This is a genomic window from Ruegeria sp. CDSC054, assembly GCF_059610645.1.
In genome coordinates this window covers 48,565-65,565 of sequence record NZ_JBXWOA010000001.1, presented here as the reverse complement: position 1 = coordinate 65,565, position 17,001 = coordinate 48,565, and the positions used below count along the sequence as shown (strand labels likewise).

Sequence of the window (17,001 nt, the reverse complement as noted above, 5' to 3'; positions counted from 1 at the left end):
ATGGGCCCCGTTGCCTTTCCCGATCAATTCCATCGGGCTTAGGCGGGGATAACAACCCCGCACCTCAGGTGCAAGAGATCAGCAACAGCCGCCGGATGGGGCCTCGCCCGTGGCTTCAAACGGGCTTTCACCACCGCAGCCTTCGAATATCCCGTAATGGGTCGAGAAATCGCCAATGAAGTCGAAATGCCGGGCAAAACGGGTGTCTTTCAACATCATCCACGTGTTGCCGCAGACAGGAAAGACCTTGCCTGCCTGGATCGCGTGGTGATCATCTAGCTCGAACAGATGCGGGGCATTCGGGATGGTGCCCTTGTAGATCACGGCCTGGCCGTAATCCTCGCACGCAGGCTCCAACTCGGGTAGCTTGAACAGACGGTAGGTGGCGGAAAGGAATTTGAGAGGCGCAACACGCTCTTCGAGCACCACGTTTTCAATAGTCAGCGGACGATGCGTGACCCGGCGCGGGTCGCCAAAGCCAGCCTTACGCGACATCGACAAGAAATCGTTCCAATACAACGCGCCGGACAGGCATTCACCGTACAAGACCTCATCCTCGGCCATCTCTTTAGGCACTCGGCGGTCGGCGTAGACGTCCGAGAAATACATCTCGCCCCCGTCTTTCAGCAACCGATGCGCCCCACGCAAAACAGCCTCTTTATCAGTGGCCAGATTGATCACGCAGTTCGAGACGATAATGTCAAAAGAACCGGGTTCCAGGTCAAGCTCATCCAGCTTTTCGATATAGCCATGGTGGAATTCCACATTGCTGTCAGAATGCCCAAAGGCTTGCGCGTGATAATCCTGATGCGCGCGCGCTACGTCCAATTGCTCCGGCGTCATGTCCACGCCGACAACCCGTCCCTTTTCACCTACCATGGCAGACAGGGCATAAGCATCACGTCCCGCACCACAGCCGAGATCCAGAATGCTCATTCCCTCAAGGTCGTGCGGAGCGATCAGACCGCAGCCATAGTAGCGCGTCAGAACTTCATCATGAATTTTCGACAGGATCTTTTTGACATGATCCGGTATGTCATCAGGCGTACAACACGCGTTTGTCTGCAAGTCCGAGCTGCCCTGCAATACTTCGCCATAGTAATTCTGCACTGACTCATGCTTCATCGCGGTTATCCTTCTGTCTGATGGCTGCATAGCAGCTAATGCAGCGCGGGGATTGGCGCAATCCGAGCACTTGCGATCTGACGAAAGCGTGAGGATTCTTTGGCCTCACGCCAGCAGTTCAAAATCCACACCCACACGTAATTTGCCGTTCACCTGAACCTCAAGCCGATGTGCTCCGGGAATCAGTTTGAACGTGGTCGCGTCGCCCTTGAGCTTATGCTTTTTGGTCAGGGTAAGAGCACCATCTGCCAACGCGGACTGTTTCAGCTTGTGCACTTTGGCTGAGGTTTTACCACCAGGCCTTTGAAAATGAACAACGTAATCCACCAAAACAGGTTGGTCGCCGTTTCCACACAGCATTACATCGAATTCCAGCGCGCCGCCAATCCTGGCATCACCCTTGATGGTGACATCGGCCGAAACCTTCGCATCCGGGTCAAAGCCCAGCATTTTCATGGCGCGCGGATGGCCTGCTTTCACAAGCCCGCGCAAGGTGTGCGAGGTCATCCAATCCATCTCGGCCTGGTCCTGCCGCCCGTTCCTGCCCCAATCCTGCAACCGGCCCAAAACCAGATCGGGGTCTTTTTTGGTGATGTCATTCAGATGGTTGGCCACCGACCGGGTGACATAACGGGCCCCATCGGCATGCAGCCGATCCAGTAAAGGCAGCGGATCGGTCAGTTCCAGCGCAACGCCCTGCCCCCAAGGCAAGCGCGGCCGTGTGCCTTCGCTGACCAGTCGACGCACGTGATAGCTGTCATGCGCGCACCATTCCTGCATCCGCGCCAGCACCTGTTCCTGATGGGTATTGAGGAACGGCCTTATGGCCCATTCCATTGAAAACCTTTGGGTCAGTTCCTCGAGCACATCCAATGACTGCTCAGGATGATCCATCCCAACGGCAACAACCCAGTCACCCAGCGGTGCAAAGATGAAATCACCAAAATCGTCATCCGTTTTGCCGGGATCCAATGGTGGCGGCAAGGCGCGCAGCAGCGTTGGTGCGATCTGAGGCAAGTCGCCCGGCACCGCCTGTTGCAAGCATTCGGCGATCCAGGTCATCCTCTCTTTCAGCTCCAGATCTAGCAGGCGCGACATGACCTGCGCCTCAAAGGCCTCGGCATCAAAGGACGGGTCCGCGCCCGCGAAAAGCCCCGCCAAAAAACGGGTCTTTTCGACATTAAACAGTTGATCTTTAAGCGAGAAGTTCTGTGCCATGATCACATCGTCAGGTTGGTGGCGCCACCATCCAGCAGTATGTTCTGCCCGACAATGAAACCGGCATTCTGCGAACACAGAAACGCACAGGCTGCACCAAATTCTTCACGCGTTCCATACCGTCGCGCCGGGATGGTTGCCGCGCGTTCAGCGCGCGCCTCGTCCATCGAAATTCCTTTTTGCGCAGCCACGCCACCATCCAACGAGTCCGCCCGGTCGGTGGCATGAATGCCCGGCAGCAAGTTATTAATCGTCACCCCTTTCGGCGCCACTTGACGCGCAGTTCCCGCGACATACCCCGTCAAACCGGTACGGGCCGCGTTCGACAGACCCAGTGCGGGGATCGGCGCGCGCACAGATTGCGAGGTGATATTCACCACCCGGCCCCATCCTTTGTCCATCATCCCAGGCAACAAAGCCTTCATGAAAGCAATCGGCGTCAGCATGTTGGAGTCCAGCGCCTTGATGAAATCATCGCGATCCCAGTCCGACCACAAACCCGGGGGCGGGCCTCCGGCATTTGTCACAAGGATATCAACACCCTGCGCGGCTTCGATTACCTGCACCTGTCCTTCAGTCGAAGTCACATCGCAGGCGATAGTCTGAACCTGTACGCCAAGTTCAGCGCGAATGCGGTCAGCCGATGCCTCCAAAGCCTCGGCCCCCCGCGCGTTCATCACCAGATCAACACCCGCGGCGGCCAGTGCCTCGGCACAACCCAAACCCAAACCTTTGCTACTGGCGCAGACCAGCGCACGTTTCCCTTTGATACCAAGATCCATCTGATCCTCCCTGTATTTGCCGCACATCTAGCACCAGCCTTTCAGGGAAGACCAGCAATGGACCTTTGATCAATAAAAGAACTCTTCACGCACAATCTTGCCATCCGCGACGTGGTAAATGGCGACTTCGCGCATATCAAAGCTGTCACCGCTTTCCTTCACTGTGCCCTTTACTTCGAAAATTACGGCAAAGCGGTCCTCACCATGCACAAATGGATCACTTACCGAAGTTTTTGTCACATCATGTGCACCTTCCCACCATTCTTGTTTGCCACGGATCGCGTCGCGGCCGGCGACTTCGCGCCCCATGCCCGAGTAATCCACGGCTTCGACGGAAACGGCATCGTCCGCATAGAGCTTATCCAAATTCGCTTTGGCCCGGCCTTCTCGGCAACCAGCGACCAGTTCGTTTGCGATTTCTTTTAAATTCATCACACCTCTCCATCATTTGTTCACTATATGTTCTTTTTGCCATCGTCAGGCGATTCTGAACACCCCCTTTGTCTTGCTTCGGCAGAATTCCCCGCATATACGCGCGTTCATGCTTGATACCGCCACCAACCAACCCGTTTTGCCGCCCGAGATCGCCCGGCGCCGGACATTCGCCATCATCTCGCACCCGGATGCGGGCAAAACGACGCTGACTGAAAAGTTCCTGTTGTACGGGGGCGCTATTCAGATGGCCGGTCAGGTGCGCGCCAAGGGCGAAGCCCGGCGGACGCGCTCGGACTTTATGCAGATGGAGAAGGATCGGGGCATCTCGGTTTCCGCATCGGCGATGTCCTTTGACTATGACACTTTCAGGTTCAATCTGGTGGATACGCCCGGTCACAGCGATTTCTCGGAAGACACCTATCGCACGCTGACCGCTGTGGACGCCGCCGTGATGGTGATCGACGGCGCGAAAGGTGTGGAAAGCCAGACGCAGAAATTGTTCGAGGTCTGCCGCTTGCGCGATCTGCCGATCCTGACCTTCTGTAACAAGATGGACCGCGAAAGCCGCGATACGTTCGAGATTATCGACGAAATTCAGGAAATGCTGGCGATCGACGTTACCCCTGCCGCATGGCCTATCGGCGTAGGTCGCGATTTCATCGGCTGCTACGACATGCTGCGCGACCGGCTGGAACTGATGGACCGCGCCGATCGTAACAAAGTGGCCGAAAGTATCGAAATCAACGGGTTGGATGACCCGAAACTGGCCGAACACGTGCCCGAGCACCTGTTGGAGAAGTTCCTGGAAGAGGTTGAGATGGCGCGCGAGCTGCTGCCCGCCATGGACCCGCAGGCGGTGCTTGAGGGGCATATGACCCCGATCTGGTTCGGCTCGGCGATCAACTCGTTCGGTGTGAAGGAACTGATGGAAGGCATTGGCGCCTACGGCCCCCAGCCGCAGATCCAGTCTGCCGAACCGCGTCAGATTGCACCCGACGAAAAGAAAGTCGCGGGTTTTGTCTTCAAGGTTCAAGCCAATATGGACCCAAAGCACCGCGACCGCGTGGCATTTGTTCGTATGGCATCGGGCCATTTCAAGCGTGGAATGAAGCTGACCCATGTGCGGTCGAAAAAGCCGATGGCGATTTCGAACCCTGTGCTTTTTCTGGCGTCCGACCGTGAATTGGCCGAAGAGGCATGGGCTGGTGATATCATCGGCATCCCCAACCACGGCCAATTGCGCATCGGCGACACGCTGACCGAAGGCGAAGCGATCCGGGTTACTGGCATCCCCTCATTCGCGCCTGAACTGCTGCAAACCGTGCGGCCCGGCGACCCGATGAAGGCCAAGCATCTGGAGAAAGCCCTCATGCAATTTGCCGAGGAAGGTGCCGCCAAGGTGTTCAAACCTTCGATCGGGTCGGGCTTCATCGTCGGCGTCGTCGGCGCGCTGCAATTTGAAGTGCTCGCCAGCCGGATCGAGATGGAATACGGTCTGCCCGTTCGGTTCGAAGCATCTCAGTTCACCTCGGCCCGCTGGGTCAGCGGTGACAAGGCCGAGGTCGAAAAGTTCGTCAACGCCAACAAGCAGCACATCGCTCACGATCATGATGGCGACATCGTCTATCTGACGCGTCTTCAGTGGGACATCGACCGGGTCATCCGCGACTATCCCGAACTGAACCTGACGGCCACGAAAGAAATGATGGTGTGATGCGTCAGGCTGATTGCACAGGCAACATGGCCTGTGCAATTTTACCCGCATGAATGACGACTTCCAGACGCCCACAGGCGCACTACACGGGTTCGGCACCCAGAAAAAACTTTTTGAATTCAGCGTGGAATCGCCCGATCCTGATTCCTGCATTGCGCGTGAATATGGCGTCGCACAACAGGTCTGGGCATGACGACCTGGGGTATCGTCTCAATGGTTCGCGGATCGACCCGCGACATACTCAGGTTCGCGGCCCATCACCTCGATCTAGGTGCGGATTATCTGTACATCTACCTGGACGAACCCAACCGTGAGGCGCACCGGGCCCTCAGGAAACACCCGAAAATCAGAGCGCGAATCTGCGACGATGCCTTTTGGGAGAAACGCAAACGCGACCGACCGGAACGCCATCAGGTTCGTCAGACGCTGCATGCCACATTCGCCTATCGCAACACCGATCTGGACTGGCTGGCCCATATCGACGTGGACGAGTTTCTGTGGTCTTCAAAACGCATTCGGGAGCAGTTGCAATCCGTCCCCGCCGACATCCCAGCCGTCCGTGTCCGGCCAATGGAGGCAATGGCAGGCGGCGAGGATCTGTTCAAGGCGCATATTCCCAGCGGCCCGGACCGCTCAGCTATGGTACAGTCCATCTATCCCAACTATGGCAGCTTTGTACTCGGCGGGTTCCTCAGCCACGTTCAGGGTAAGCTGTTCGTCCGCACAGGCATGGAAAAGCTGAACTTTCGCATCCACAACCTGTTTCAAAACAAAAAACTTCTGCCCTGCAAATTCGAAATTCCGGGGTTAGCGCTGTGTCATCGCCACGCCCCTGACTGGGACCACTGGGCCGCGCACTATCAGTTCCGGATGGCGCGTGGGTCCTATCAACCCGGCATGTCCCCGAACGTTCCGCGCGAACTGGGCGGTCTGAACAAGAATGAGTTGTTCAACTGGATCGAGACAGAACAGGGCCAGGACGGCTTGCGCGCGTTCTATGACGAAATTAGCGGTGCCGATCCCGGCGTACGCGCTCGTCTCGAAGAATATGGGTTGATCCGGCACAGACCGCTGGATCTGGACGCGAAAGTTGCGAAACACTTTCCCGGAAGCTGCTGAATTGTTGCGGAAAACCAGCAGTGGGCGCTAGCAACGCCAGATTAAAACCTCTTCATTTGACCCTGCCTCATGATTTTGTTATGTCCGCGCAAAGCCGAAATGCGCCTGACAGCGCATGGCCATCCGGGCCCGGCATTCCATTGACGCGCGGGCCAGGTCTAGTGTCCGCATGAACCGGACATACATGACAAAATTCAACGAACTGAACCTGAACCCGAAGGTCCTCAAAGCCATTGAGGAAGCCGGATACGAAACGCCCACGCCAATTCAGGAAGGCGCGATTCCCGCTGCCCTTGAAGGTCGGGATGTTCTGGGCATTGCTCAGACCGGTACCGGCAAGACGGCCAGCTTTACGCTGCCAATGATCACCTTGCTGGCCCGTGGGCGCGCCCGTGCACGGATGCCGCGCTCGCTGGTGCTGTGCCCGACCCGGGAACTGGCCGCGCAGGTGGCCGAGAATTTCGACACGTACGCCAAACATTTGAAACTGACCAAAGCGCTGTTGATTGGCGGCGTCAGCTTTAAAGAGCAGGACGCGTTGATCGACCGGGGCGTGGACGTTCTGATCGCCACACCGGGTCGCCTGCTGGACCATTTCGAACGCGGCAAGCTGTTGTTGACCGGCGTTCAGATCATGGTTGTAGATGAAGCAGACAGAATGCTCGACATGGGATTCATCCCCGATATCGAACGCATCTTTTCGCTGACGCCGTTCACGCGCCAAACCCTGTTCTTCTCGGCCACTATGGCACCCGAGATTGAACGTATCACCGACACGTTCCTGTCCGCGCCCACCCGCGTCGAGGTCGCCCGTCAGGCCACCGCGTCCGAGACCATCGAACAGGGCGTCGTGATGTTAAAGGGCGGTCGCCGCGATCGCGAAGCCAGCGCCAAGCGCAAGGTTCTGCGGTCGTTGATTGATGCAGAAGGTGACAAGTGCACCAACGCGATCATCTTCTGCAACCGCAAGACGGATGTGGATATCTGCGCGAAATCGCTGAAGAAATATGGCTATGACGCCGCCGCGATCCACGGTGATCTGGACCAGTCGCAGCGGATGAAAACTCTTGATGGTTTCCGCGACGGCTCCTTGCGCCTGCTGGTCGCCTCAGACGTGGCCGCGCGCGGTCTTGATGTGCCGTCGGTGAGCCATGTGTTCAATTTCGACGTTCCCGGACACCCGGAAGATTACGTTCACCGCATTGGCCGTACAGGTCGCGCCGGACGCGATGGCAAAGCAATTACAATCTGTTCAGGGCGAGATGAAAAAGCCCTGGCCGCAATTGAAAAGCTGATCCAAAAAGAAATTCCCAGGATCGACACCCCGGTTCAGGCTGAAGAGCCCAAAGCCAAAGAAGAAGCGCCAAAGCCTGAGCGGAAAGCCAAACCGACTGACGCCAAGAAAAGCGAAAGCAGGAAGAGCGACCGGAAGAAGGACAAAGAACCCAAGGGCCGTGGCCGCAGAGACGACAAAGGCCCTGCTGTTGTCGGCATGGGCGATCACATGCCCAGCTTCATCGCCCTCAGCTTTGACGAGCGCCGCGCAGGCTAAATCGTAAGTACCAGTGCCAGTATCGAGGCACCAAGCAAGGTCATCCCGGCGATTTCGCGCCGGGTGATTTTTTCGCGGAAAAACAAGATCGAGGCGAATAGGCTGAAGATCAGTTCAACCTGGCCCAGTGCTTTGACATAGGCCGCGTTTTGCAGCGTGAATGCAAAAAACCAGCAGAACGAACCGCACAGGCTGGTGAGGCCGACAAAGACGCCGGTTCGACGTGTGTCCCAAACCGCGCGTAACTCAGCCCGATCGCGCCACAACAACCACAATCCCATGCTCAGGAATTGGTACGACACGACCACTGCCAGTGTGATCAGTGCCCGATACCACGCGTCAATGTCTCCCAACTCCAAAGACGCTCCGCGATAACTGACGGATGAGAAGGCGAACAGAACGCCAGAACCCAACCCAAGGCGCGATGCCCGGTTGGTGAGATGTGCCCACCAAACCCCTTCCCCGCCTGGATTTTTCGACAGTAGCAGGACGGCCACCAGTCCCAGAATTATTGCAAACAATGCGCCCGAGGACACCTGATCACCCAAGACAAGAAATCCGACGATGGCAGTCTGGATAACCTCGGTCTTCTTGAATGTAATGCCTACGGCGAAATTACGCTGTTTGAAAAGCGACACCACACAAATGGTCGCCAATATCTGCGTTGTCCCACCGATCACAGCAAACAGCCAGAATCTTCCGGTCAGGACTGGCAGGCTGTAACCGGTTACCTTCATTGCCACGACCAACCCGAGAACGGCCAAAGGCATGGAATAGGCAAATCGGGCAAATGTCGCACCGGCAGCCGTAAGCTTCACGGTGCTCAGCGATTTTTGCAGCATGAACCGCACGGTCTGAAATGCCGCGGCGGCGATGGTGACGGGAATCCACAAACTCATGAATTCCCTTGTGTCGTCAAATCAACCCTTTGGCCAGAGCGGATGCGCCACCGGATCCTTCGCGCGCCAAAGGTACGAGCGAAAAATCTGGCCGTAGGACCGATAAACATAGGCCTCGTTCGTTGACTGATACCGATCTCTTCCAGCCCGATACAGAGCGGGCAATCGGTACCACGGCGCACCGGGATTCATGTGATGTACGACGTGCAGATTGTTGTTTAAAAACAAGAAAGCTAGTAATCCGCGATCTTCGACAATGACGGTACGCGCACCTGAGTCTTCATGCGCCCTGTGTTCAAGAAACGTCCGGATCTTGACCAAACCCAACCCAACGTTCGCTGACAGAACAAAGGCCCACAGCGGCATTGGCGATTGCGCGACTATCCACAAAACCACAGCGGCGCCGATTAGGTGCAGCCCCCAGGCCAGTAATATGTCTTTGTCTCCGCGTTTAGCGCCGCGCAGCTCATCCCGAATGAAGGTGAATTGACCAATCGCCGGGCCCAGCACCATACGACCAAGCAACGTATTGTTCGCCATCAGTAACCGCTTCTGCCAGCCTTTGAGCGTATTCCAAACCTTGGGGTCCAGGTAGTTCGATTCGGGGTCGTCATACGGATCAGTCAGGGTCGAATCCCTGTGATGCGCCAGATGCAGATCGCGGAACCGGTTATATGGGATGAACAAAGTCAACGGCAGCGCCAGCAATGCCTCGTTCAGCCAACGGGTGCGAAAAGGATGTCCATGCAGCGCCTCATGGGTCAGCGATGAGTGCAGCGCCGCGACCAACCCCATTGCGGGAATGGCCAGCCAAACCGGGAACATGAAGATCACAGCAAGCCAAGCTGCATAGCATGCAACTATAAGGGCAAAGGTGCCCCACTCGGGACCTGGCCGCTCAGACATTTCGGCCCCATGTGATGCCTGCCCAGACACGCTCATAGATCACGTACATCGTCAGGCCGATGCCCGTGTTCACAATCGCCAGAGTTCCACCAACTGCGGCAGAGCCTGTCGCGATAAGGCCCACCAGCGTCATCATGACCAGGCCCATCGCATTCCACACCACAGCCTTCACGACCGATCTTCGTCGCGTTTCCATTCCGTCACCCATATTATTGTTATGTTTTAAGAATTACGGATCGTGGCCGAGTTGAAAATTCTGAATATGATTAACAAAACTCATCACTTATGATAAAAATCATCATATGACGGATAAATTAGACAAACGAGATCGCGCTGCGCAGTTTCGCCAACGCCTTGCCCGCGCGATGGAAGAACGTGACATCAGCCAAAGCGCGCTTGCCCGGGATATCGGTGTCGACCGATCGACCGTATCCCAACTTTTGACTGGCGAAGGTGCGCGCCTGCCGAACGCGCATGTCGTTGGCAGCTGCGCCACAGCGCTTGGTGTTTCGGCTGACTGGCTGCTGAGCTTATCGGATCGGCCAGAAAGCGCTGCAGAGCTACTGGCGCTTTCTCTGAGTATGACCAAGGCGCCCCGCGCGCTGGTCGATGAGCGCATTTTTGAATGGCACAAAGAGGCGGCTGGCTACAAGGTTCGCTATGTACCTGCCACCCTGCCCGACATGCTGAAAACCCGCGCTGTGCTAGAGTGGGAATACGCCCCGCATCTGGGGCGAACAGCGGACCAGGCCATCGGCGCATCAGAAGACCGGCTGACGTGGATGCGCAGCGCGCAATCAGATTATGAAATCGCCATGCCACTGTATGAGATCGACAGTTTTGCCCGCGCGACCGGATACTACGAAGGCCTGTGCCCGAAAATCAGGATGGAACAGATCGACCACCTGTTAAAGCTGAGCGACCAGCTTTATCCCCGCATGCGCATCTATCTGTTTGATGCCAAACGCCTCTACTCTGCGCCCGTCACGATTTTTGGTCCGCTGCTGTGTGTGTTCTACGCGGGCAGCCACTATATGGCCTTTCGGGACCGCGACAGGATCGAAGTTTTTTCCCGTCATTTTGATACGTTGGTGCGCGAAGCGGATGTGACGGCACGGGATTTCCCCGAACACCTCAGGCAGCTGCGATCAACAATATCTACCTGATCGCAGTCCCATAGATGCGTAAGCGACCAAGGTGTGATATCGTCACTTGGCGCGAACTTTCGAGCGATCCGATCACAGACGGAGGACCATAAGAATGGACGCACTAAAAACCGCTCAATACGCACGGGCGCTTTATTCCGCCCACGGAGATCAGGCCGAGGCGGAAGCCGCGCAGAAGATGCGCGAATGCAAAGACGCCGGGAACATGCAGCAAGCCCGCGACTGGCAGGCGGTTCGCCAGAGCATCCGCCAGATTCGCGGACCCAATCAGGGTTAGATTTTCGGGTCGGGGTTGACGGTGTGCCCATCGACGGCAATCACCTGCCCCGACACCAGCCGCGCCGCATCCGATGCAAGGAACACGGCCATATTGGCGATGTCGTGCCCTTCGACGAAGCGACCCATTGAAGTGCCTGAGGCATAACCCTCATAGACCTGATCACGTGTCATGCCCTTGGCATCGGCCTCGCGCTGCAGGACGCCTTCCATCCGCGGACCCTCAACCGAGCCAGGGCAAATGACATTGCACCGCACTCCGTGTGCGCCCAGCTCCATCGCCAGCGTTTTGGCTAGCCCGATCATCCCCCATTTCGCCGCAGCATAGGGCGCGCGATTGGGATAGCCGTATTGTCCCGCAGTCGAAGACGTTATGACCACCGCGCCGTTGCCTTGCCGTTTCAGGATCGGAGACGCGTATTTGGCGCACAAAAAGGCCCCTTCCAGGTTCACCGAAAGACACATGCGCCAATCGTCCAATGCAACGTCTTCAACCAAAGCGGTTGGTCCCGCGATTCCTGCGTTTGCGCACAGGGTATCCAAACCACCCCATTCCGCCTCGATGTCATTGAACAAGGTGGCCATGGCATCCTCATCCGCGACGTTCGCCTCGGACCGCTGCCAATGGGCCGGGCAATCAGACAGGGCCTTCGGGTTGACGTCAGCCACCCAAACCTGCGCACCGGCTGTATCAAAGGCCTCGGCCATGGCGCGGCCAACGCCTGACGCGCCGGCCGTGATCAGAACGCGCCCACTCATGCTGGTTTCCGGATCGCAGCACCCGCACCTTCCGGATAGGGCAATCCGGCCTGAGCTTCGGCGATCCGAGCCATGGCAGCTTCAATCTCGGCCGAAGGTGCGCTCGGGCGGCGGGTTTCCAGACTGACATGCAGCAGGAAGCTTTCGCCCGTCGCCAACAGCTTGTCGCCTTCGTACATGGAATGGAACACGTGCAGCTTCTTACCCTGCCCCAACAGCATCTGCGTGCGCACTTCGATCTTTGCACCCGCGTGGACTTCGTCGATATAGCGGATGTGGTTTTCGGCCGTGAAATAGCTGCCGCCCGAGGCGATGTAATCCGCATCACACCCCATGATCTCCATGAACCGGTCGGTCGCCGCGGCGAAGGCCTCAAGGTAACGCGCCTCGTTCATGTGACCGTTATAATCGGTCCAGTCCAACGGCACCGCGCGCGACAAGGTCAGAATTGGCTGGCTTAGATCGGCCTGATCCATCGTCGGCAAAGCACCCGGTTTCAGCGCCACGTCATGCTGGTTCAGAACAGCACCGGCCCCATAGTTCTGCGCCTTGAGCGCCCGCATCATACCAACGAGGTTATTGTCGCGGATGCGCTCTAGTTCGCGGATCGAGTGCATGCCCGATTGCGCGTCAGACTGATCCGCGATCATGTCGACCAGCTCATCAGTGAATTCGGGCACATCCATCAGCTTGGTCCAAGGCCATTGCAACGCCGGGCCGAACTGCGCCATGAAGTGCCTCATCCCCGCCTCACCACCGGCTACACGATAGGTTTCGAACAGACCCATCTGTGCCCAGCGAATGCCAAAGCCCATGCGAATTGCTTCGTCGATTTCTTCGGTTGTCGCGATACCGTCTTTGACCAGCCACAGCGCCTCGCGCCAGACGGCTTCGAGGAACCGGTCAGCAATATGCGCGTCGATCTCTTTTTTGACATGCAGAGGGAAGAAGCCCACCGATTTCAACAGGTCCTTCGCGCGGTCGACCATTTCGGGCGGGTTCTTGTCGGTCGGCACCAATTCGATCAGCGGCAGCAGATACACCGGGTTGAACGGGTGCGTCACAACAATCTGTTCTGGGCGCAGCGCTCCTTCCTGCAGCTCGGACGGTTTGAACCCGCTGGTTGACGACCCGATGATCGCCTCCGGATCGCAGGCATCCTGCAAGCTTTTGTAAACCTTCAGCTTCAGATCCAACCGTTCGGGCACGCTTTCCTGAATCCAGGTGGCACCTTGCACGGCGTCAGTCAGATCGTCGTGGAAGGTAAGCGCCCCCTCAGACGGCAAAAGCACATCACTCAACCCCGGCAGAGACCGGCGCGCGTTGTCGAGCACCTCACCAATCTTGCGCTCGGCCTCCGGGTCCGGATCGAACACACGGACATCCCAACCGTTAAGCAAGAACCGCGCGGCCCACCCGCCGCCGATGACACCACCACCGATGATAGCTGCTATTTTTGTCATTAGTTTCACCAATTGTCTGGCAGTTTGATTTCTGCACCATCTATGGGCCAGCCATTCTCATCATAGCCGACGCAAAGTTTGGGGGTTTGCGTTTCGGTCTGCGCGATAGTCACCTGCAATGTTCTCGCAAGTCTCGTTCAGGGCGTGAGCGCCATCAAACTCGACATCTGCCTCTTGAATCGTAGATGTCGAGCAAGCTGCCACGGTCACAAAGAGACCTGAAACCAAAACACGACTCACTTAGGCGCTCGTTTGACCAGCCCCAACTTCTCACGCACTTCCTGCGCGCCGATCACCCGCGCACCCATGTTTGAGACGATGGTGTTCGCCCGCTCAACTAACTGCCAGTTTTCGGCCAGAACGCCCTTATCCAGCCACAGGTTGTCTTCAAGCCCAACGCGCACATTACCGCCCGCCAGCACCGAAGCTGACGCGTATGCCATCTGGTTCCGTCCCAGCGCAAATGCGCTGAATGTCCAGTCATCAGGCACGTTGTTCACCATAGCCATGAAGGTATTCAGGTCATCGGGTGCACCCCATGGCACGCCCATGCACAGTTGAACCAGTGCCGGGCTGTCCAGAACGCCGTCCTTCACCAGCTGCTTTGCGTACCACAAGTGACCGGTGTCAAAGGCTTCGATCTCGGGCTTCACGCCCAGATGCGTCATCATCCGGCCCATCGCCTGCAGCATACCGGGCGTGTTGGTCATGACATAGTCGGCCTCGGCAAAATTCATGGTGCCGCAATCCAGAGTACAGATTTCAGGAAGACACTCGGCCACATGCTCCACCCGAGCAGCCGCGCCGATCATGTCCGTGCCATCTTCGTTCAGCGGCAGCGGAGATTCAGTCGGGCCAAAAATCATGTCGCCGCCCATCCCGGCGGTGAGGTTCAGCACAACGTCGACCTCGGCTTCACGAATGCGATCAGTCACCTCGCGGTACAGATCCAAACGACGGCTGGGTGCACCGGTTTCCGGATCACGCACGTGGCAATGCACGATGGCCGCGCCTGCCTTGGCCGCGGCGATCGCACTTTCGGCAATCTGCTTGGGCGAACGCGGCACATGCGGGCTGCGATCCTGTGTTCCGCCCGAGCCGGTGACAGCGCAGGTGATGAAGACTTCGCGGTTCATTTCCAGTGGCATGGTGTTTTCCCCAACTTATACCCGGTTTTGACCTAAGTTATCCTCAGGCTTCTCCCCGGATTCCGATTTGCGTTCATCCCCGACTCTGGCGCAGCTTTATGGAAACAACTTGCCAGAATGCGAATCGAACTTGATGAAATCCGCAAAAAACATATTGCAGCCCGAACATCGCGCCCTAAAAACGGCCGTGCTGGTTCTGGACGAATGCAACACGCTCAGCTTTGCCTCGGCCGTTGATCCCATGCGCGCCGCCAACCGTCTGGCGGACCGCCCGGCATTTGACTGGGACTATGTGACTGCCACGGCGGAACCGGCGATGCTGACCAGCGCCCTAAATGTTCCAGGCACACCGTTGGCTCGGTTGCAGGGCTGCGACCTGATGATTGTCATCGCGGGATTTCAACTGGCCCGTCACGCCACACCCAGCCTGCTCGCCGGATTGCGCCGCATTGCCGGTACCGGAGCCACCATGGCTGGCATCGACGGCGGCCCTTGGCTACTGGCCGAAGCCGGCCTGCTGAACGGCCACTCCGCCACAACGCACTGGGAGGATCTGGACAATTTCGCGAACCGCTTCCCCGAAGTTGATGTTCGCCCTGACCGATTTACTGTATCCGGCAACCGGCTGACTTCAGGCGGCGCGATCCCCGCAGTCGAGATGATGCTACACATCATCGCCGCGCGCCACGGCGCAGGTTTTGCCGCCCGCGTGTCCGGCCTGTTCCTATACGAGGGCGCACCCGAACCGTCCAAGCCACAAAGCCGTACAGGCGCGCCGCATCGTCATACGGCTCTGACAGCAAAGGCGAACTCGTTGATGGAGACTTCGCTCGAGGACCCGCTACCGTTGGCCGTCATTGCCGACTCTCTGGGCACCAGCCCTCGTACTCTGCAACAACAGTTCCGTCTGCGCCTGAACACAACGCCACAGGATCACTATCTGCAACTGCGCCTGGCCGAAGCGCGGCGTCTGGTAACCGATACGGATATGCCATTGATGGACGTGGCACTCGCCACAGGCTTTGCCTCACAATCCAGCTTTGCCCGTGCTTTCCGCACCGCGCACGGCCTGTCGGCCAGAGACCTCCGTCAGGACCGGATCCAGCCCACACATCACTGACCGGATCCGCTTCATCTGGCTAAAAATTTCCCGGGGGAGTCGCGCAAAGCGCAGCGGATGCAGAGCCCCCTTAGAACGGCATCGGATGCGCGCGATGCGCGGCACTGATATCCGCCAGGACATCATCCGCCAACACCACCTCCGTGCCCCCCAGAATATGGGCCAACTGCGCAACCGTGGTCGCTCCGAAAATGGCAGACATCATGAACGGGCGCGTTTGGCACCATGCCAGCGCCATATGTACCGGATCCAGGCCATGCCGCTGCGCGATCTTCAGATAGGCATCTACGGCCCCAAAAACACGCTCGTACTTACGCCCACCCATGGTCGGAACAAGATCCATGCGCGAGCCCTTAGGCACCGCTCCGCCCTGATACTTGCCCGTCAGAAACCCTGCCGCCAACGGAGAAAACGCCATCAGGCCGACATCTTCGTGCACGCTTAGCTCGGCCATATCGGTGTCGAAGTGGCGGCACAGCAGAGAATACTCATTCTGGACCGAAGCGACCCGTGGCGCGCCCGTCTGTTCGGCCAGCCGCAGCCATTGCGCGGTGCCCCATGCGCTTTCATTCGACAGGCCGAACGCGCGGATATTGCCCTTATCGACTTGCTGTTGCAGAGCGACAAGGCACTCCTCCATATTCTCCAGTACGTCATTGGTGTTGTGACCAGACGGCGCATAGGTCCAGTTCTGCCGAAACATGTAACTGCCGCGATTGGGCCAGTGAAACTGATACAGATCGATGCAATCCGTCTGCAATCGACGGAGAGACCCCTCGATCGCTTCGGGAATCGTTTGCGCAGAAATTGGTGCCCCGTCGCGGGCATGCGCGAAACCTGCACCGGAGTGTTTGGTCGCCAGAATATACTCCGCCCGCCGCGCGGGGTTCACCGCGTTCCAGTTGCCCAGGATTTCTTCGGTCCGCCCCACGGTCTCTTTCAAGACCGGGTTCACCGGGTACATCTCAGCCGCGTCAACGAAATTGATCCCAGCCTCCAGCGCCATGTCGATCTGGGTGTGTGCATCCGCTTCAGAGGTCTGCGTCCCAAACGTCATGGTGCCAAGGCACAGATCCGTCACTTCAATACCAGTGCGCCCCAATGGGTTCTTTTTCATCTCAAAATCCTTCTGCTCACAACGCCGCGCACCCTAAAGCAGAGAACCGTCAGAGCAAGGGTGCAGGCGATCAATTCCGGTGCAACAAGGGGTTGGGCTTATTCAAACCTCTCTGCAGAAAGCGGAATAAAGCCAAACGCAGCACACGGCGTTTCTGCCCCCTGTGATACGGGTATCCATGCCGATTCCAGCGAATGCGCTT

Annotated in this window: 17 protein-coding genes; 6 read left to right on the top strand and 11 right to left on the bottom strand. The window is 57.7% G+C overall.

Annotated elements, in window-relative coordinates; all coding sequences use genetic code 11:
• Positions 1-78: 78 nt before the first annotated feature.
• The 4 genes from AC2FGC_RS00320 to AC2FGC_RS00305 form a co-directional block, all read right to left on the bottom strand.
• Positions 79-1,125, bottom strand: a complete 1,047-nt coding sequence (locus AC2FGC_RS00320; RefSeq protein WP_496723106.1) for a methyltransferase domain-containing protein — start codon at positions 1,123-1,125, stop codon at positions 79-81.
• 105 nt (positions 1,126-1,230) lie between these two features.
• Positions 1,231-2,343: a YhaZ family DNA alkylation repair protein gene (locus AC2FGC_RS00315; protein WP_496723108.1), complete on the bottom strand. Its 1,113-nt coding sequence runs from the start codon at positions 2,341-2,343 to the stop codon at positions 1,231-1,233.
• A 2-nt stretch (positions 2,344-2,345) separates the two neighbouring features.
• Entirely contained in the window at positions 2,346-3,125 is a 780-nt protein-coding gene (locus AC2FGC_RS00310; RefSeq protein ID WP_496723110.1) for an SDR family oxidoreductase, read from the bottom strand.
• A gap of 69 nt (positions 3,126-3,194) precedes the next feature.
• On the bottom strand, positions 3,195-3,557 hold the full coding sequence (locus tag AC2FGC_RS00305) for a SnoaL-like domain-containing protein (protein ID WP_496723112.1): 363 nt from the start codon (positions 3,555-3,557) through the stop codon (positions 3,195-3,197).
• 109 nt (positions 3,558-3,666) lie between these two features.
• Between AC2FGC_RS00305 and AC2FGC_RS00300 the strand changes: the two genes are divergently transcribed.
• The 3 genes from AC2FGC_RS00300 (at position 3,667) to AC2FGC_RS00290 (ending at position 7,945) form a co-directional block, all read left to right on the top strand.
• A complete protein-coding gene (locus tag AC2FGC_RS00300; RefSeq protein ID WP_496723114.1) occupies positions 3,667-5,274 on the top strand; it encodes a peptide chain release factor 3 in 1,608 nt (535 codons plus the stop codon).
• Positions 5,275-5,463: 189 nt separating this feature from the next.
• A complete protein-coding gene (locus tag AC2FGC_RS00295; protein WP_496781267.1) occupies positions 5,464-6,393 on the top strand; it encodes a glycosyltransferase family 2 protein in 930 nt (309 codons plus the stop codon).
• Positions 6,394-6,577: 184 nt separating this feature from the next.
• Positions 6,578-7,945, top strand: a complete 1,368-nt coding sequence (locus tag AC2FGC_RS00290; RefSeq protein WP_496723118.1) for a DEAD/DEAH box helicase — start codon at positions 6,578-6,580, stop codon at positions 7,943-7,945.
• Here the strand turns inward: AC2FGC_RS00290 and AC2FGC_RS00285 are convergent.
• Genes AC2FGC_RS00285 through AC2FGC_RS00275 form a run of 3 tightly spaced genes read right to left on the bottom strand, consistent with a single transcriptional unit; the run spans position 7,942 to position 9,946 of the window.
• Positions 7,942-8,844, bottom strand: a complete 903-nt coding sequence (locus AC2FGC_RS00285; protein WP_496723120.1) for an EamA family transporter — start codon at positions 8,842-8,844, stop codon at positions 7,942-7,944. The two genes, AC2FGC_RS00290 and AC2FGC_RS00285, sit on opposite strands and share 4 nt — an antisense overlap.
• A 21-nt stretch (positions 8,845-8,865) precedes the next feature.
• Positions 8,866-9,750, bottom strand: coding sequence for a fatty acid desaturase (locus tag AC2FGC_RS00280; RefSeq protein WP_496781266.1), 885 nt, complete (start codon positions 9,748-9,750; stop codon positions 8,866-8,868).
• Complete coding sequence (locus tag AC2FGC_RS00275) at positions 9,743-9,946, bottom strand: DUF2061 domain-containing protein (RefSeq protein ID WP_058278218.1); 204 nt, start codon at positions 9,944-9,946, stop codon at positions 9,743-9,745. Before AC2FGC_RS00275 ends, AC2FGC_RS00280 begins: the two co-directional genes overlap by 8 nt.
• A 106-nt stretch (positions 9,947-10,052) precedes the next feature.
• On the opposite strand from AC2FGC_RS00275, the gene AC2FGC_RS00270 reads away from it, so the two are divergent.
• Both AC2FGC_RS00270 and AC2FGC_RS00265 read left to right on the top strand, forming a co-directional pair.
• Entirely contained in the window at positions 10,053-10,916 is an 864-nt protein-coding gene (locus AC2FGC_RS00270; RefSeq protein ID WP_496705328.1) for a helix-turn-helix domain-containing protein, read from the top strand.
• A 94-nt stretch (positions 10,917-11,010) separates the two neighbouring features.
• Complete coding sequence (locus AC2FGC_RS00265) at positions 11,011-11,193, top strand: hypothetical protein (RefSeq protein WP_058271838.1); 183 nt, start codon at positions 11,011-11,013, stop codon at positions 11,191-11,193.
• On the opposite strand, the gene AC2FGC_RS00260 is transcribed toward AC2FGC_RS00265, so the two are convergent.
• The 3 genes from AC2FGC_RS00260 to bcoG all read right to left on the bottom strand — a co-directional run bounded on the left by AC2FGC_RS00260 (position 11,190) and on the right by bcoG (position 14,562).
• Entirely contained in the window at positions 11,190-11,951 is a 762-nt protein-coding gene (locus AC2FGC_RS00260; protein ID WP_496705326.1) for an SDR family oxidoreductase, read from the bottom strand. The two genes, AC2FGC_RS00265 and AC2FGC_RS00260, sit on opposite strands and share 4 nt — an antisense overlap.
• Complete coding sequence (locus tag AC2FGC_RS00255) at positions 11,948-13,414, bottom strand: carnitine 3-dehydrogenase (protein WP_496723125.1); 1,467 nt, start codon at positions 13,412-13,414, stop codon at positions 11,948-11,950. Before AC2FGC_RS00255 ends, AC2FGC_RS00260 begins: the two co-directional genes overlap by 4 nt.
• Before the next feature lie 236 nt (positions 13,415-13,650).
• Complete coding sequence (bcoG, locus tag AC2FGC_RS00250; RefSeq protein ID WP_496764529.1) at positions 13,651-14,562, bottom strand: 3-dehydrocarnitine:acetyl-CoA trimethylamine transferase BcoG; 912 nt, start codon at positions 14,560-14,562, stop codon at positions 13,651-13,653.
• Between the two features lie 133 nt (positions 14,563-14,695).
• Between bcoG and AC2FGC_RS00245 the strand changes: the two genes are divergently transcribed.
• Positions 14,696-15,682, top strand: coding sequence for a GlxA family transcriptional regulator (locus tag AC2FGC_RS00245; RefSeq protein ID WP_496781265.1), 987 nt, complete (start codon positions 14,696-14,698; stop codon positions 15,680-15,682).
• Positions 15,683-15,752: 70 nt separating this feature from the next.
• Here AC2FGC_RS00245 and AC2FGC_RS00240 read toward each other — a convergent pair whose 3' ends face one another.
• Entirely contained in the window at positions 15,753-16,799 is a 1,047-nt protein-coding gene (locus AC2FGC_RS00240; protein WP_496781264.1) for an aldo/keto reductase, read from the bottom strand.
• Positions 16,800-17,001 lie beyond the last annotated feature (202 nt).

Bases quoted from the DNA above. Each gene is read 5' to 3' on its own strand.
- AC2FGC_RS00320 (WP_496723106.1), bottom strand. From the start codon at position 1,125: ATGAAGCATGAGTCAGTGCAGAATTACTATGGCGAAGTATTGCAGGGC.
- AC2FGC_RS00315 (WP_496723108.1), bottom strand. From the start codon at position 2,343: ATGGCACAGAACTTCTCGCTTAAAGATCAACTGTTTAATGTCGAAAAG.
- AC2FGC_RS00310 (WP_496723110.1), bottom strand. From the start codon at position 3,125: ATGGATCTTGGTATCAAAGGGAAACGTGCGCTGGTCTGCGCCAGTAGC.
- AC2FGC_RS00305 (WP_496723112.1), bottom strand. From the start codon at position 3,557: ATGAATTTAAAAGAAATCGCAAACGAACTGGTCGCTGGTTGCCGAGAA.
- AC2FGC_RS00300 (WP_496723114.1), top strand. From the start codon at position 3,667: ATGCTTGATACCGCCACCAACCAACCCGTTTTGCCGCCCGAGATCGCC.
- AC2FGC_RS00295 (WP_496781267.1), top strand. From the start codon at position 5,464: ATGACGACCTGGGGTATCGTCTCAATGGTTCGCGGATCGACCCGCGAC.
- AC2FGC_RS00290 (WP_496723118.1), top strand. From the start codon at position 6,578: ATGACAAAATTCAACGAACTGAACCTGAACCCGAAGGTCCTCAAAGCC.
- AC2FGC_RS00285 (WP_496723120.1), bottom strand. From the start codon at position 8,844: ATGAGTTTGTGGATTCCCGTCACCATCGCCGCCGCGGCATTTCAGACC.
- AC2FGC_RS00280 (WP_496781266.1), bottom strand. From the start codon at position 9,750: ATGTCTGAGCGGCCAGGTCCCGAGTGGGGCACCTTTGCCCTTATAGTT.
- AC2FGC_RS00275 (WP_058278218.1), bottom strand. From the start codon at position 9,946: ATGGAAACGCGACGAAGATCGGTCGTGAAGGCTGTGGTGTGGAATGCG.
- AC2FGC_RS00270 (WP_496705328.1), top strand. From the start codon at position 10,053: ATGACGGATAAATTAGACAAACGAGATCGCGCTGCGCAGTTTCGCCAA.
- AC2FGC_RS00265 (WP_058271838.1), top strand. From the start codon at position 11,011: ATGGACGCACTAAAAACCGCTCAATACGCACGGGCGCTTTATTCCGCC.
- AC2FGC_RS00260 (WP_496705326.1), bottom strand. From the start codon at position 11,951: ATGAGTGGGCGCGTTCTGATCACGGCCGGCGCGTCAGGCGTTGGCCGC.
- AC2FGC_RS00255 (WP_496723125.1), bottom strand. From the start codon at position 13,414: ATGACAAAAATAGCAGCTATCATCGGTGGTGGTGTCATCGGCGGCGGG.
- bcoG (WP_496764529.1), bottom strand. From the start codon at position 14,562: ATGCCACTGGAAATGAACCGCGAAGTCTTCATCACCTGCGCTGTCACC.
- AC2FGC_RS00245 (WP_496781265.1), top strand. From the start codon at position 14,696: ATGAAATCCGCAAAAAACATATTGCAGCCCGAACATCGCGCCCTAAAA.
- AC2FGC_RS00240 (WP_496781264.1), bottom strand. From the start codon at position 16,799: ATGAAAAAGAACCCATTGGGGCGCACTGGTATTGAAGTGACGGATCTG.